The sequence below is a fragment of the Lacrimispora sp. genome, assembly GCF_036758025.1.
Classification (GTDB): Bacteria; Bacillota; Clostridia; order Lachnospirales; family Lachnospiraceae; genus Lacrimispora.
Genome location: NZ_DAIOXM010000002.1, coordinates 318,438 through 332,163 on the forward strand (window position 1 = coordinate 318,438; position 13,726 = coordinate 332,163).

Consider the following 13,726-nt stretch of genomic DNA (forward strand, 5'->3'; position numbering starts at 1 on the left):
AGCGTTAGATTTCCCTTACCGGGGGTCTAACGCTGTCTCTTCATTTTAACAGCAACATTTTCAGATGTAAAGGCAAAAGGGCTTTCATCTTTAATTTTATCTTTTATTAATATGATTTTTCTTGTCATCCTCATCCCTCTATGGTAAAATAGAGCCGCTGTGCCTGTTTGAATATGAAAAAAGGCGGGCAAAATATATTTCCATGTAACAGTTGTCTCAGGATTTGATAGAAAAGGAGTAATGTTCATGAAGAATGTTTCCAAGAATTACGACGTAATCATCATCGGTGCAGGCCCATCCGGTATCTTTTGTGCTTATGAACTGATTGAAAAAAGACCAGACCTTAAAATTTTAATGATAGAAAAGGGCCGTCCCATTGAAAAACGGGCATGTCCAAAGAGAATAACCAAGACGTGCGTAGGCTGCAAGCCATGCTCCATCACCACCGGCTTTGCAGGAGCGGGAGCATTCTCTGACGGAAAGCTGTCCTTATCCCCTGACGTAGGCGGAAATCTTCCTGAAATCCTGGGATACGATAAAACTTCAGAGCTGTTAAAGGAATCTGACAATATTTACTTGAAATTCGGAGCTGACACCAATGTTTACGGCGTGGACAAGCAGAAGGAAATCCAGGAGATCAGAAGAAAGGCCATCAACGCCAACTTAAAGCTGATCGAATGTCCCATCCGTCACTTAGGAACAGAGGAAGGCTATAAGATTTATACCCGCCTCCAGGAGCACTTGCTGGCACAGGGCGTTGAAATGGCATTTAACACCATGGTAAAGGACATCATTATCGAGGACAATGTGGCAACAGCTGTCATTACCGATAAGGATGAGACCTGTTACGCACCGGAAATCGTTTCCGCCATCGGACGGGAAGGTTCTGACTGGTTCAGCCACATCTGCGATGACCACGGCATTGAAACCATGGTGGGAACTGTGGATATCGGCGTTCGTGTAGAGGTTCGTGATGAGGTCATGGAATTCTTAAATAAGAACCTTTATGAAGCAAAGCTGGTTTATTACACTCCTACCTTTGACGATAAGGTCCGTACCTTCTGTACCAATCCCTCCGGAGAGGTTGCTACGGAATATTACGAAAACGGACTGGCAGTTGTCAACGGCCATGCTTATAAGTCCCAGGAGTATAAGACTAACAATACCAACTTCGCTATTCTGGTATCAAAGAACTTTACAAAGCCTTTTAAGACTCCCATTGAGTACGGCAAGCACATCGCCCAGTTAAGCAACATGCTCTGCGACGGAAGGATTCTGGTTCAGACCTTCGGTGATTTCCAGAGAGGCAGACGTACCACGGAAGAGAGATTATGCCGTAATAACATAATCCCCACTTTAAAGGATGCAGTTCCCGGAGATTTATCCCTGGTATTCCCTCACCGCATTATGGTGGCCATCAAGGAAATGCTTCTTGCACTTGACAAGGTAACTCCCGGCATTGCCAGCGATGAGACCCTGTTATATGGTGTGGAAGTGAAATTCTACTCCAATAAGGTTGTGGTTAACCAGGATTTTGAAACCAGCGTAAAAGGCTTACGGGCCATCGGCGACGGCGCTTCTGTAACAAGAGGTCTTCAGCAGGCATCTGCAAACGGACTGAGCGTAGCCAGAAGTATTCTTGCAAAGATGAACTAATAATAAAATTTAAGCCGCTCTCTCACTTGAACAGGTGAAAGAGCGGCCTTTTTATTTTTCTTGCTTTTTTATTTCTTGCTTTTAGTTTGGAACAGCCTTTTTCCCATAGCTGCCAATAATGCCATCAAAAAACTGTACCACACATCCAAGGCCAAAGGTAATCACAATGGTTCCCCAGCCGATCTCACCGCCTAAAAGAAAAGCCAGAACAGCACATACCGCATCAAAACTAATCTTAGCCATTCCAATAGGCACTCCCTTTTCCCTCAGTGCCACAACCAGATCGTCATTGGTATTGGGCGGCAGTCCCGAGGCAATATAAGAGGCGGCGCCGAAGCCCAGTATAACTATTCCCACTATGAGCAGGACTGCCGAGGAAATAAGTCCTGTTCCCTCCACACCCTCCAGCATTTTCTTACTGATATCAATAAAAAATCCGATTAAAAATGATGACACAAAGGTAACCATTCTGGGATAAGTTCTGCGGATTCCTGCTGTAATGAGTACAATCAAAAATGAAGTTGCATAAATCACATACGAAGTGTTGATACCCAGGTATTTTGCCAGAACAAAGTTCATAGCATCAAATCCTCCCGCTCCTGCATGGGAATTTACGGTCAAAACAACCCCCACCGGAATGAGCAAAATACCCAGAAGATACATGATGATCTGCCTTTTCTCTATTTTCTTCCTGCTTTTCATCAAATTAACCCCAGCTTCTCCATGGCATAAGCCACCCCGTCATCCTCTACATTTTTGGTGTAAAAGGTTGCATAAGGCTCCAGTTCCACATCGTGATGTCCCATGAGAATGCAGTTTTTCGCATATTCAAACATGGACAGGTCATTGGTGCTGTCTCCAAACACGTAGGCGTCCTCCAGAGGAATTCCGTAATGCTTCAAGACCACTTCCATGGCTGTTGCTTTGGAATATCCGGTTGGAACACATTCATAAAAACCGTTCCCCCTGTTTATGATATCAAAGTCCAGCCCTATGGCACGGGCAAAGCCCTTTAAATCACTTTTCTCATCAGTAAAGACACAGAATTTATCAAAATCATAACAATCTGTTTCCCAGCCAAAGGGAGAGAGCACACTGCCTTCCTTCTTCAGCGTTTCTTTCAGACTTTCGATTGCAGGTATGCGGGAGGTTCCTTCCCGGAAATAACAGTCTTCCGTCCCCTCCAGAATTCCATCCATGTTATGATCCACAATGATCTTTTTAATCTCAATGCCTCTTTCACGAGGGATAGTGGCAGAGAAAAGAACTTCCTCTCCTGCCACTATCCTGGTTCCGCAGCCGCAGCAGTAACCATCCACCTCAATCATTTCTTTAATAGGCCCAATAAGACAATACGGACGGCCCGAATTGATGAATACCAGATGCCCATTTTCACGGGCCTTAGCCACCGCTTTTTTGGCACTTTCCGGCACAATCCGGTTCACCTCAGAATAAAGGGTTCCGTCAATATCAAAAAATAAAACCTTTCTCTTTCCAGCCATCATTCCCCCCGAAAACGTATGGTACCCGCGATCTCATCCATGCTTTCCACGATAGCCAGGGATTCTACCTTAATTCCCTGCTCTCTTAAATGGTCTCCTCCGGGCTGAAATCCTTTTTCAACTACAATTCCCGCCCCTACCAGCTCTGCGCCGGAATTTTTTACAATTTCAGCCAGACCTTCCAAGGCTTTCCCATTGGCTAAAAAATCGTCAATGAGAAGCACCTTGTCACCAGCTCCCAGAAATTCCTTGGCAACCATAATATCATAGGTCCTGCCATGGGTGAAGGATTCCACCTGGGTGGTATAAATATCGCCTGCAATATTCTTGGTCTTGGATTTTTTTGCAAAAACCACCGGCACATCGAAATATTGGGCCACAATACAGGCAATGCCGATACCGGACGCTTCTATGGTCAGTATCTTATTGATCTCACAATCGGCAAAACGTCTCTTAAACTCTTTTCCGATCTCAACAAACAGCTTAATATCCATCTGGTGATTTAAGAAGCTGTCAACTTTTAACACATTGCCGGCCTTGATTTTTCCATCCCTGCGGATTCGGTCCATTAAAAGCTGCATGAAAGGTTCCTCCCTGTCGTAATTTATTTGTTATTTAATCACTGCGTTTTCTTTCAGAAAATCCATTACTTTATTGGTCATAATATAATCGTCAAGGTCAAACTGGCTTGCGATTTCAAGCAGCTTTTCCACGCTTTCATAGCCCATCTGATCTGCGACCTCCTGGCGGTCCTCATCGGAAATAGTGATTCCTTCTGCTTCTGCAACGGCGTTGATCACCAGTCTCTGGGTTACCATTCCTTCTGCCTGAGGCTTTAACACGGTTTCCTTAAAGGTTTCCACATCCATTCCTGCAAGAGCGCCTGCAAAGGTGGCAAGGTCCATGCCATAGGCTGCAGCCTGATTCGTATAAGTGGCTACTACATTGTTGTAATTTGCATCAATGGCTTCCTGGTTGGGTTCAACGGTAGAGCCTTCCAACACTGCATTGAAGATGTCGCCCTGTACCTTCTGCTCTGCCTGCTCATTTTTCTCTAACAGCAGGGTCTGCATCTTGTCTTCCTTGTATTCATCCACTGTCTTGAATTCAGATTTCTCCTGAACAAAGGCATCGTTTAACTCAGGAACCTTTTTCTCTTTTACGGCATTGACAGTCACTTCAAATACAACTGCCTGGCCTGCTAATTCTGCACTCTGGTAGCCTTCCGGGAAGGTGAGGTCCAGGTTGACCTTATCTCCTTTTTTAGCACCTACAAGGCCCTCTTCAAAGCCTTCAATAAACTGGCCTGAGCCAATGGTCAGGTCATAGGCCTGAGCTGTTCCGCCTTCAAAGGCAACTCCATCCTTGGTTCCCACGTAATCGATGTTAACCTGGTCGCCGTCCTGGACAACACGGTCCACTTCTTCATATGTTGCGCTGCGCTCCAGTTCACCCTGAATGAGCTGGTTCACTTCATCATCTGTCACTTCCACTGCATCCTTGGTCACTTCCACTCCCTTGTACTGTCCAAGGGTGATGGTTCCGTTATCCACACCGGATAAATCCACTGTTTCCAGAGTCTCCTGGGCAGAGGACTCGGTTGCCGCCTCTGTTGTTTCTTCTGCTGCCTTCTTTCCACAGCCTGAAATAAGAGCTGCAGCCACAAGGCCGCACATACATACTTTAAAAATTTTTTTCATCATATAATCCTTTTCCTTCTATTAAATTAATTCCGACACAACTGTCTCCTGACAGTTATACCATATCAGCCAAAGTAAAAAAAGCCTTTTCCTGAAATTGGCATATATTTCTTAATGAAACCGTAACTTCCTTTATTTAAATTTTATTACTTGTAAAAAGCCTGGAACGCCCTGTATGTATTGTACACATCCAGCTTAGAGGAAAGTTCAAAAGGAGAATGCATGGAAAGAATGGGAACTCCCAAATCCACCACGTCCACATCCATATGGGCCACATATTTGGCAATGGTGCCGCCGCCGCCCTGATCCACGGCGCCAAGCTCTCCTGCCTGCCAGTAAACTCCCTCCTGCTCCAGCATGGCAATTACCTTTGCCATCACCTCTGCGCTGGCATCACTGGTGCCAACTTTTCCCCGCACTCCGGTGTACTTGGTCAGGACACATCCCTTGTTTAAGAAAGAGGTATTCCGCTCGTCGCATACCTGAGGGAAGTTGGGGTCATAAGCCACATTCACATCCGAGGACAGACAGATGGAATTTCGCAGCACTGTTCTGGTATTAACTCCTGCCATCTGAGCAAGGTCCTCAATGTAGTGACGCACATAATCAGAGCTGAGCCCTGTATTTCCGTCAGAACCAGTTTCTTCCTTATCTGTCAGAATAGTCACTGTGGTGTACTTCGGCTCTTTGGCTTCGATTTCCGCCATCAAGGCCGTGTAGGCGCAAACTCTGTCATCCTGTCCGTAAGCTCCGATCATACTGCCATCCAGCCCTACATCCCGGGCCTTTCCTGCCGGAACCATCTCGATTTCTGCCCGGAAAAAGTCAGCCTCCACAATTCCGTAGCGTTCATGAAGAAGCTTAAGAGCCAAAAGCTTGACTCCCTCCTTAATTTCCGCCTGGTCAAGATATGGAATGGAGCCTACAAGCACATTAAGCTCCTCTCCCTTTAAGCCGTCCTTCAGCTTTCTCTCATTCTGCTCTGCAGATAAATGGGGAAGAAGGTCTGTCACGCAGAATACAGGATCACCTTCCTTTTCTCCGATATTCACTTCAACGGTTTCCCCGTTTTTCTTGATGATAACACCGTGCATGGCAAGAGGGGTGGCACCCCACTGGTATTTGCGGATTCCGCCGTAATAATGGGTTTTAAAGAAAGCCAGCTCACTTTTTTCATAAAGGGGATTAGGCTTTAAATCCAGCCTTGGGGAATCGATGTGGGCACCGTTGATGCGCACTCCCTTATCCAGGTTCTCTTTTCCAAAGGTAGTTGCCAGAATGGCCTTATTCCTGTTTACCAGATAGACCTTATCCCCGGTCTTATAAGCCTTTCCCTCTTCAAACGGCACATAACCCTGCATCTCAAGCATTGCCAATGCCTCTCTGACGCATTCCCGCTCTGTCTTGCCGTTGTCTAAAAACCTTTTATAGCCCTGGCAGAACTCTTCTGCCTCTGCTCTCTGCTCAGGTGCCGCCTTTGCAATGTGGGGAAATGTAAATGTCAGTTCGTCCTGGAGCTTTTGTCCTATTGTCTTTTCCATTTAAGTAAACCTCCTATGATGTCAGCAGGCTTTTTGTCCTGCTCTGCTGGGTCAGGCGGATATTCGCAATCCGCTCTGCTGCTTTGTTGATTCAGTTAATTTGTTCCGCATATCTCCTGGCTGTCAAGAACCAGGGTAAAGGGGCCGTCATTGACAAGCTCCACCTTCATATCGGCCCCGAAGCTGCCGTGTTCCACCTGGTTTCCCCGGGCCTTTAGCTGCTCCACCATATATTCGTAAAGCTCCTCCGCAAGAGCGGGGCTGCCTGCCCTGATAAAGCTGGGCCGGTTGCCCTTTTTGCAGTCCGCATAAAGGGTAAACTGGCTGACCACCAAAAGCTCTCCTCCCACATCGGCCAGAGAAAGGTTGGTCTTCCCGTTTTGATCCTGGAAAATTCTAAGCTTGCAGATCTTATCCGCCAGCTTTTCCGTGATTTCCCTTGTATCCGTATCACACACTCCAAGGAGAAGCAAAAATCCCTTTCCAATAGAACCAATCTGTGTGCCCTCTACCGTAACGCTGGCACTGGACACACGCTGCAATACAACCTTCATATCATTTTCTCCTGTCTATCTTAAAACCAGTCTCAAGTACTCCAAAAGCGTTTCCGTAGCCTCCTCACGGTATACGATCTCCCTTGCCAGAACCGGATAATCGGTTATAATATTATCCACTCCCAGCATCTTCATCCGTTCCAGCTCACTTTTGCTGTTTACCGTCCAGGCGTGGACGGCCTTGCCCTTTTCATGAGCTGCCTCCACCAGCCTTTCTGTCACAAAGCTGGAGCGAAGGCTGATAAGGTCAATGGTATCGCTGGAATAGTAATTTCCATAGGCCGCTGAAACAATATATCCCGTCCGGATATCCGGAGCCAGTTCGCGGATGCGGACCAGATAGGAAAACCGGCTGGAGGTGACCACGCATTGTTCCTTCATCTGGTATTTTCCGATCAGCTCCACCACCTTATCCGGAAGCTGACTTTCATTTCCCAGATTCTTAAGCTCAATATTAATATTAATACGGCCCTTGCAGTATTCCATAACCTGCTCCAGGGAGGGAATGGGCTCTCCCTTAAATTCGCCGGAAAACCAGCTTCCTGCCTCCAGTTCCTTCAACTCCTCAAAGGTATAGGAGCTTATGGGGCGGTTTACACCGGAAACCCGTTTCAAGGTGGTATCGTGTCCTAAAACCACCACGCCATCCTTTGTCTCCTGAACATCGATTTCCACAAAATCTGCTAATTCCTCCACTGCCTTTGCCATGGCAGCCAAAGTATTTTCCGGTGCAGCCTTAGAGCTTCCTCTATGGGCAGTGATCTGGATTTCCTTTAAAATATCTCCCGTAATCACAGAACCGTTGCGCACCGCATAAAAAAGGGAAACCAGACTGATTCCCACGGAAGCCGCCATAACCGCAACCGCCATGCGCCGGTTTGCATACTTTTTATGAGCCTGATAAAAGCCCTTTTCCTTCCTCTTGTATCCGCTGCCAAACTGCAGATACTGAAGGCTGAGGGCGCCGAAGTTTCCAATGGTCATGAGCATACTGGTGAAAAATATGAGCACCAGCTCGATCCTGTCGCAAGCCGCCGGAAGAATTGCCAGAGCCAGCCTGTTGTCCGGAAGCAGGGTCACAGCCGCAGCCGTAATCAAAACACAGAACCAGTAAACCAGACGGAGGCCTATGATGGCCGCCCCGTAATAAATAAGCATTAAGCAGACAACCTTGAACAGCCTGCGCCTTACAAAGCACCAGCTTTTTATATACCCGTCCCAGAAGCTTTTCTGCTCAATCATACAGGCGTGAAATGCATAAAGCCCCGGCACCACCGTCACCAGAAGAAGAATGAGAAAAAGAACCAGAGCGGCCCTCCACCAGGGCTGACGAAGCATTTCTGTCAGGACAAAATTAAGGGGCTTTACATGGGTCAGAAGCCGGTACATCAGATATAAATTGGAAAACGCATAATTAGCCAGAATCAAAAGTCCCAGCCGCCAATTTCCCTTCTGCACCTCATCAGCCAGCTTTGAAAAGCCTCCTGCCAGAATCTCCCAGGGCCTCATCCTCCAGGAATAAAAAGACCCCTGATAAAGAGTGAGAAAGCAGCCTGTTTCCAAGGTCAGGATGAGGATACCCATAACAGCCATCACAAGCAATAAGATAAGGGTCCATGGCTTTACCAGAAAAGCGCCGATATTTGCCCCGGTTAAATAGCTGTAACCCGCCATGCGCAGAGCAAACAAAATGCCTTTGTTCAAGATTGTCAGATACAGGATGGTGGTGACCACCCGGAACAAAAATCCAAACACAAACGCATTTTTCTGGTTGAACTTAAAAATCCTCCATGTATCCTTGATTAACATGCTCATTTCTTTATAACCTTCTTCTTTACTGAATCAAAAGCAGCCCCGGCGAATGGAATCGTCAAGGCTGCGCTTTTATGTCAGATCTTCCTCTTCCGTCTTTTCTTCCTCCAGAGCCTTTCTCTGCTGAGCCTCACTCAGCTCCAGTATGGCCTGGTTTAAGGAAAACATCTTGGCATCCAGCACATTCACCACATCAGCACAGGCCTTTAACTCCTGCTGTAAATAGGCCGGTGCATTGCCTTCAAACTTGTAGTAAATCTTATGCTCCAAACTGGCCCAGAAGTCCATGGCAATGGTTCTGATCTGAACCTCCACCTTAGTATCCACCGGCCCGTCTGCCAGATAAATGGGTATGGTAAGGACCAGATGGTAGCTTTTATAGCCGTTTGGTTTAGGATATTTGATATAATCCTTTACAAAAAGGACCGTAACATCACTCTGCCTGGTTATCATCTCCGCAATCTGGTAAATATCCGACGTAAAGGAACAGATAATCCGGATTCCGGCGATGTCGTTTAACTGCTCCACCATATTGTTGATGGTCACCTCGTAACCATACCGTTTCAGCTTCTTTACGATGCTGTCCGGCGTCTTAAGTCTTGACTTGATGTGCTCAATTGGATTGTAATTATAGATATGAATAAACTCATTGTTGAGTATCTCGATCTTTGTGTTGATTTCCTTTAGTGCCGAGTCATACAAAAACATGACTGATTTCCACTGGTCCACCTGATCAAATGATTTGGGAATATTCATTCTTCATACCCCCTCCCCTCTTTCACTTGCGCTTTAATTTCCGCGAACAATGGGCCATCTGCGGGAATGCTTCCATTCCTGCATTTGGCGAATGCTGCGAGAATCAGATACCCCGCGGGGTATTTGACCCCATAAGACAGGGGCAGCCCCATAATCCGGCAGCCCCCAGCCCTTTTAATAGTATACCATAGAAACCTGGCAATTTATATTGTTTTCCTTGAGTTTCTAAAATTTTAATCCTTTTAATAAAGAGGAAAGACCTGTGAAGGCAGAACCCTCCTCCTGGTAGTCAAATACCTCTTCTGCGGCTTCCTCATCCTCTAAAACAGCCTTCATGCTCAAGCTGATTTTGTTATCTGCTGTGGAGATGATTTTCACCTTCACAGTCTGTCCTTCTTTTAAGACGACGCCCGGATGCTTGATCCTCTGGGTGCTGATCTGGGAGATGTGAAGAAGGCCGGAAAGACCGTTTTCCAGGTTTATAAATGCGCCGTAGTCTTTTATGCTGTCCACGGTTCCTTCCATAACAGCTCCCACCTGGCACTTGGCGATCTTTTTGCTTTTTTCTTCATTCATCTTTAAAAGGGCCGGCTCCTTGCCTGACAGCACCAGCTTGTTGTTTTCCTCATCTGCCGTAATGACGGTGACCTCGATGGTCTTACCATTGTATTCCTCTAAGTCCTCCACATATTCCGCGGAAAGCCTGGAAGCCGGAATAAATCCCCGGATACCTTCTAAAAATGCCACTGCTCCGCCTTTTACGATCTCTGCGATCTTGACGGTTGTCACAGTGCGGTCATCCAGCATGGCCTTCAGCTTGTCCCATGCCTGGCGGTCGTTAGCCATCTTTCTGGAAAGGAGGATGTTTCCCTCTCCGTCATCGGTCCTTATGACCTCTGCAGTGATTTCATCTCCGGGGTGAATCTCCAGGTTTAAAATAAAATCAGGATCATTGCTCATGTTTTCTTTATAAATGATTCCTTCTGCATAATATTTTAAATCCAGAATCACCTTGTCCTCGCTGACGCTGACAACAGTTCCGGTAAGCTGGTCGCCTTCTCTCACCCTCTTATAGGATGCCTCCAGCTCCGCCGCATAATCCTCCATGGTTTCTACCGGTTCTTCGGTGAGAAGGGGGGCTTTATTTTCTTCGCTCATTTGCATTTCCTCCATTTCTGTGAACTTGGTGCTTTACATAAAATCTAATTATATTTTTATCATATTTGGGGGGAGATTTCTATAGTTTTTGGAGAAAAAAGATTGTTATTCGTTGATATTTACATGACTCTCACGCTTTTCTGTCCAGTGGCGATGGGGCAAACAATATTAAGGTTCTAAAGTCATTAAATAATCTCTTGATAGAGTAATTTACTTTTCTTAAAAATCGGTATTATTCCAGTACAGACAGCATATCGACCAGCAATTGAAGGTTCACTGTCTCATATTCATTAAATACCTCATCACTAAATTCTGACGCCTTGACAGTAGGTGAATACCAAATATGCCCCTTAAAATAGTTTCCTAATTCATCATTTACAAAAATATAACCATTTCATGCATATATCTCGTTTTTTGCTAAGTAAAGAATTGTTTTCGGGAAACCTTCAAGATCAATTACACTATAATATTGACTCTCAGAATTTAGTAATGGTTCAAATACCCTATCTACCCCTGTTCTTAGATTCTCCTCATCCCAGGCAACCACCTTTTTCCAATATTTACTTTTATTCCTTACTTCTCCTGTTTTCAAAACTTTTTCTTCAATTTTACTTATTTCTTTTGAATCTACTAAAAAAGCTACTGAATTATTATTGTTATCAGGATAAAAAGAATTATCATTATCTTGTATTTGAATATCCTTTTCATCACCATTTAAACTCACCTTAGGCTCATCTTCCTTATCACCCATGGTCTCTCCTGTCATTCTTCCGCAAGCCATTATCCATATACTAAATGAACATAATATGACAGTAAAAAACGTTGCAGCACGATTCCTCATCTATCAGCCTCTTCTCTCATGTTTTTTCTCCTGAAGTATTTTATCTATATTCCTCTTTTCTTTTGTAATCTGTATATCTTTACACCAAATTTCCAAATCCAATGGAAACATGATTATTTTGCATGTATAAAAGGTAATACCCGATTCAATGAAAGGTAATACCCGATTCAATGACTTCGCCAATTTTAGCATCCTGCAAAAAGTATGATGATTGTGATTGTTTTATTTTTTTACTGTTCCAAATTTGTCATAATTTTTCACATGATTGAACTGGGAGCTATAACATCCCAATAATGCAAGTTATCTATCAACATTTGTATTTCTTTAGAAGGCATCTCGGCACCTCTCTTAGTTTTAATGGAATCATTTACTCTTTCTTGATGTTTCGTTTGTTGATATCTGAATCATTTGAATTGCCATAATGTAAAACACCCCCTTCCGACAATTATCTGAAGGGGGTATTTAAGACTATTGAATATGGTTTTTCCTATACCCAATGCCGAATGTAATGCATAACCGCTAGGAATATACCCCACCAAATTGGGCAGGATTTAACGCATATTTACCAGCAAATCACAAGTCAAATAAAATCGGTTCTTTATACCTTTCAATTTCGGGCGATAACCACAATCCTTCAATGGGTCTATATGTATGAAATCTTAGAACTCCTCTATCACTATATGACAAAACAAGGCAAAAAATTTTATTTGGATATTTTATTTTTAATTGTGCTCTCATCTCTTCCAAAAATGTTACTATATTATCTTTAAAAAAAATAACATCTGGTATTAAAATTTCATTATGACTAACCTCATAACCTGTCCAATCTTTATTAATTTTTAATACAAATTCCCAGTTTATTTTTTTCTTTTCCAAATTCCCAGTTTCGTCATATAAAACACAATCATTAATGCACTTCGTTTTCAAAATTATATTTTTACATAATTCTGATATGTTTATCTGGCTTTCTCCTCCTTCTCTTTTTAATAATTCTTTCATTTTTTCATTCATTTTTACCATTATTGTTCTCCTAAATACTTTAAAGCCTTTTCTATTGCGCTACTAAACTTTGAATCTTTTAATAATTTTTGAATGCTGTTAGGCGCTAAGTCACCGGTGTCCCCATCATAAAAATATTTTCCATCAATATCATACATCCACTTATTATTCTTAGCATCATGATAATGAATTTGTCCTGGTCGTTCACCTGGTGCAGGATTTTCTACGTCAAGGCGCTCCGTCTTTCCATTCTTCCATGTTGTTTTACTTTCAAATTGAGTTCCTTTTTCTCCCAACATATGGCTAGACTCAGAATCCCCTTTAGAAGATCCACCACTCTCGCTTGCGAATTGTGATATTTCAACTCCAAGTTCTTTAGACGCTACCACGACATCCCCTAAAGCACTGGCAGTAATCGAAAGACCTTCTAATTCCAGAACAATTCCTGCAGCTGTTACTACCATGGAACCTCCGCCGGTTACTGGCACTGCAACTATACCGCCTGCCTCTAGAGATTTTCCTGTAAGAGCCAGTATGATGCCAGCCACTATGCTGGCTAAATCACCAGCTAATTTTCCAGCATAAAAAGCTGCTCGATTTCCCACATACATTTCCATGACATCAGTGAGAGAAGTAAATTCGCGTCCTTGGGCCAATGCAATTAGTTCTTCAGGTTTCTTAATTATGGCCGTTCCGTTTTCTAATACTGCTGTCACAGCTCCTGCTACAAAACTTGATATAAAGTTTAATGTTGATGCTGCAATATTTACTACATAATCACAAGTAACAGTAAAAGAACTTTCTTCCGCCTGTTTCATCGAATTTGCAAGTTGTGTCCTCTGCTAATTTGTAAGATCCTTACCAATAGAGCCAGCCTACTTACCCCAGTCCCGCCTAGCATTACTGTCATTGGCTAACGATGTATAATCATCCACACCCATTATATTACTTTTTGTTGGTGGTAACCAGCTCTCTGGAATTTTGAAAAAATGCCCACTAGGATCAATATAGTTCAAAGGACTGCTCTTCACATAATTGTATCTATTCAGGGTCAATGGGTCTGTAATGTCACCTAAATAAGTATCCTCCGTCAGGAAATCCCCCCGCTCTACATCATAATAACGGGCTCTTAAATATTGGAATTCCAGGTTCGGATTGTAGTCCTCTGCATTGTAGGTATAGGAATTATTATACTGTGGCTTTCCAA

Annotated in this window: 16 protein-coding genes; 1 reads left to right on the forward strand and 15 read right to left on the reverse strand. The window is 44.0% G+C overall.

From position 1 onward, the window contains the following. Window positions 1–26 precede the first annotated feature (26 nt). Window positions 27–248 (reverse strand): hypothetical protein, encoded by a 222-nt coding sequence (locus V7M78_RS03840; RefSeq protein ID WP_333646596.1) that lies wholly within the window; start codon window positions 246–248, stop codon window positions 27–29. On the opposite strand from V7M78_RS03840, the gene V7M78_RS03845 reads away from it, so the two are divergent. After that, window positions 247–1,656, forward strand: a complete 1,410-nt coding sequence (locus V7M78_RS03845; RefSeq protein WP_333646598.1) for an NAD(P)/FAD-dependent oxidoreductase — start codon at window positions 247–249, stop codon at window positions 1,654–1,656. The genes V7M78_RS03840 and V7M78_RS03845 overlap by 2 nt on opposite strands. Before the next feature lie 81 nt (window positions 1,657–1,737). Here the strand turns inward: V7M78_RS03845 and V7M78_RS03850 are convergent, their stop codons facing one another. The 14 genes from V7M78_RS03850 to V7M78_RS03910 all read right to left on the reverse strand — a co-directional run. Further along, entirely contained in the window at window positions 1,738–2,358 is a 621-nt protein-coding gene (locus V7M78_RS03850; protein ID WP_333646600.1) for a YczE/YyaS/YitT family protein, read from the reverse strand. Beyond that, window positions 2,358–3,158: a Cof-type HAD-IIB family hydrolase gene (locus V7M78_RS03855; protein WP_442914620.1), complete on the reverse strand. Its 801-nt coding sequence runs from the start codon at window positions 3,156–3,158 to the stop codon at window positions 2,358–2,360. The genes V7M78_RS03850 and V7M78_RS03855 overlap by 1 nt, the downstream gene beginning before the upstream one ends. Continuing rightward, a complete protein-coding gene (locus tag V7M78_RS03860; RefSeq protein ID WP_333646604.1) occupies window positions 3,158–3,739 on the reverse strand; it encodes a xanthine phosphoribosyltransferase in 582 nt (193 codons plus the stop codon). The genes V7M78_RS03855 and V7M78_RS03860 overlap by 1 nt, the downstream gene beginning before the upstream one ends. Window positions 3,740–3,769: 30 nt before the next feature. Further along, the gene (gene tig, locus V7M78_RS03865) at window positions 3,770–4,861 is read right to left on the reverse strand and encodes a trigger factor (protein ID WP_333646606.1); all 1,092 of its coding nucleotides are present in this window, start codon (window positions 4,859–4,861) and stop codon (window positions 3,770–3,772) included. 143 nt (window positions 4,862–5,004) lie between these two features. After that, a complete protein-coding gene (locus V7M78_RS03870; RefSeq protein ID WP_333646608.1) occupies window positions 5,005–6,399 on the reverse strand; it encodes an aminopeptidase in 1,395 nt (464 codons plus the stop codon). 95 nt (window positions 6,400–6,494) lie between these two features. Beyond that, window positions 6,495–6,953 (reverse strand): D-aminoacyl-tRNA deacylase, encoded by a 459-nt coding sequence (dtd, locus tag V7M78_RS03875; protein WP_333646610.1) that lies wholly within the window; start codon window positions 6,951–6,953, stop codon window positions 6,495–6,497. A gap of 15 nt (window positions 6,954–6,968) precedes the next feature. Continuing rightward, window positions 6,969–8,768 (reverse strand): glycerophosphodiester phosphodiesterase, encoded by a 1,800-nt coding sequence (locus V7M78_RS03880; RefSeq protein ID WP_333646612.1) that lies wholly within the window; start codon window positions 8,766–8,768, stop codon window positions 6,969–6,971. Between the two features lie 69 nt (window positions 8,769–8,837). Continuing rightward, a complete protein-coding gene (locus V7M78_RS03885) occupies window positions 8,838–9,521 on the reverse strand; it encodes a GTP pyrophosphokinase (RefSeq protein ID WP_333646614.1) in 684 nt (227 codons plus the stop codon). 225 nt (window positions 9,522–9,746) lie between these two features. Then, entirely contained in the window at window positions 9,747–10,679 is a 933-nt protein-coding gene (locus V7M78_RS03890; protein ID WP_333646616.1) for a 30S ribosomal protein S1, read from the reverse strand. A gap of 232 nt (window positions 10,680–10,911) precedes the next feature. Continuing rightward, window positions 10,912–11,064, reverse strand: coding sequence for a hypothetical protein (locus V7M78_RS21610; protein ID WP_442914621.1), 153 nt, complete (start codon window positions 11,062–11,064; stop codon window positions 10,912–10,914). 9 nt (window positions 11,065–11,073) lie between these two features. Then, on the reverse strand, window positions 11,074–11,520 hold the full coding sequence (locus tag V7M78_RS03895) for a hypothetical protein (protein WP_333646618.1): 447 nt from the start codon (window positions 11,518–11,520) through the stop codon (window positions 11,074–11,076). A 573-nt stretch (window positions 11,521–12,093) separates the two neighbouring features. Then, a complete protein-coding gene (locus tag V7M78_RS03900) occupies window positions 12,094–12,540 on the reverse strand; it encodes a hypothetical protein (protein ID WP_333646620.1) in 447 nt (148 codons plus the stop codon). Then, window positions 12,540–13,337 (reverse strand): hypothetical protein, encoded by a 798-nt coding sequence (locus tag V7M78_RS03905; protein WP_333646622.1) that lies wholly within the window; start codon window positions 13,335–13,337, stop codon window positions 12,540–12,542. The genes V7M78_RS03900 and V7M78_RS03905 overlap by 1 nt, the downstream gene beginning before the upstream one ends. Before the next feature lie 57 nt (window positions 13,338–13,394). Next, window positions 13,395–13,726 (reverse strand): RHS repeat-associated core domain-containing protein (locus tag V7M78_RS03910; protein WP_333646624.1); only part of this gene is annotated, 332 nt, incomplete at its 5' end.

Bases quoted from the DNA above. Each gene is read 5' to 3' on its own strand.
- V7M78_RS03885 (WP_333646614.1), bottom strand. From the start codon at position 9,521: ATGAATATTCCCAAATCATTTGATCAGGTGGACCAGTGGAAATCAGTC.
- V7M78_RS03890 (WP_333646616.1), bottom strand. From the start codon at position 10,679: ATGAGCGAAGAAAATAAAGCCCCCCTTCTCACCGAAGAACCGGTAGAA.
- V7M78_RS03845 (WP_333646598.1), top strand. From the start codon at position 247: ATGAAGAATGTTTCCAAGAATTACGACGTAATCATCATCGGTGCAGGC.
- V7M78_RS03895 (WP_333646618.1), bottom strand. From the start codon at position 11,520: ATGAGGAATCGTGCTGCAACGTTTTTTACTGTCATATTATGTTCATTT.
- V7M78_RS03850 (WP_333646600.1), bottom strand. From the start codon at position 2,358: ATGAAAAGCAGGAAGAAAATAGAGAAAAGGCAGATCATCATGTATCTT.
- V7M78_RS03880 (WP_333646612.1), bottom strand. From the start codon at position 8,768: ATGAGCATGTTAATCAAGGATACATGGAGGATTTTTAAGTTCAACCAG.
- V7M78_RS03900 (WP_333646620.1), bottom strand. From the start codon at position 12,540: ATGGTAAAAATGAATGAAAAAATGAAAGAATTATTAAAAAGAGAAGGA.
- dtd (WP_333646610.1), bottom strand. From the start codon at position 6,953: ATGAAGGTTGTATTGCAGCGTGTGTCCAGTGCCAGCGTTACGGTAGAG.
- V7M78_RS03870 (WP_333646608.1), bottom strand. From the start codon at position 6,399: ATGGAAAAGACAATAGGACAAAAGCTCCAGGACGAACTGACATTTACA.
- V7M78_RS03855 (WP_442914620.1), bottom strand. From the start codon at position 3,158: ATGGCTGGAAAGAGAAAGGTTTTATTTTTTGATATTGACGGAACCCTT.
- V7M78_RS03905 (WP_333646622.1), bottom strand. From the start codon at position 13,337: ATGAAACAGGCGGAAGAAAGTTCTTTTACTGTTACTTGTGATTATGTA.
- V7M78_RS03840 (WP_333646596.1), bottom strand. From the start codon at position 248: ATGAACATTACTCCTTTTCTATCAAATCCTGAGACAACTGTTACATGG.
- V7M78_RS03860 (WP_333646604.1), bottom strand. From the start codon at position 3,739: ATGCAGCTTTTAATGGACCGAATCCGCAGGGATGGAAAAATCAAGGCC.
- tig (WP_333646606.1), bottom strand. From the start codon at position 4,861: ATGATGAAAAAAATTTTTAAAGTATGTATGTGCGGCCTTGTGGCTGCA.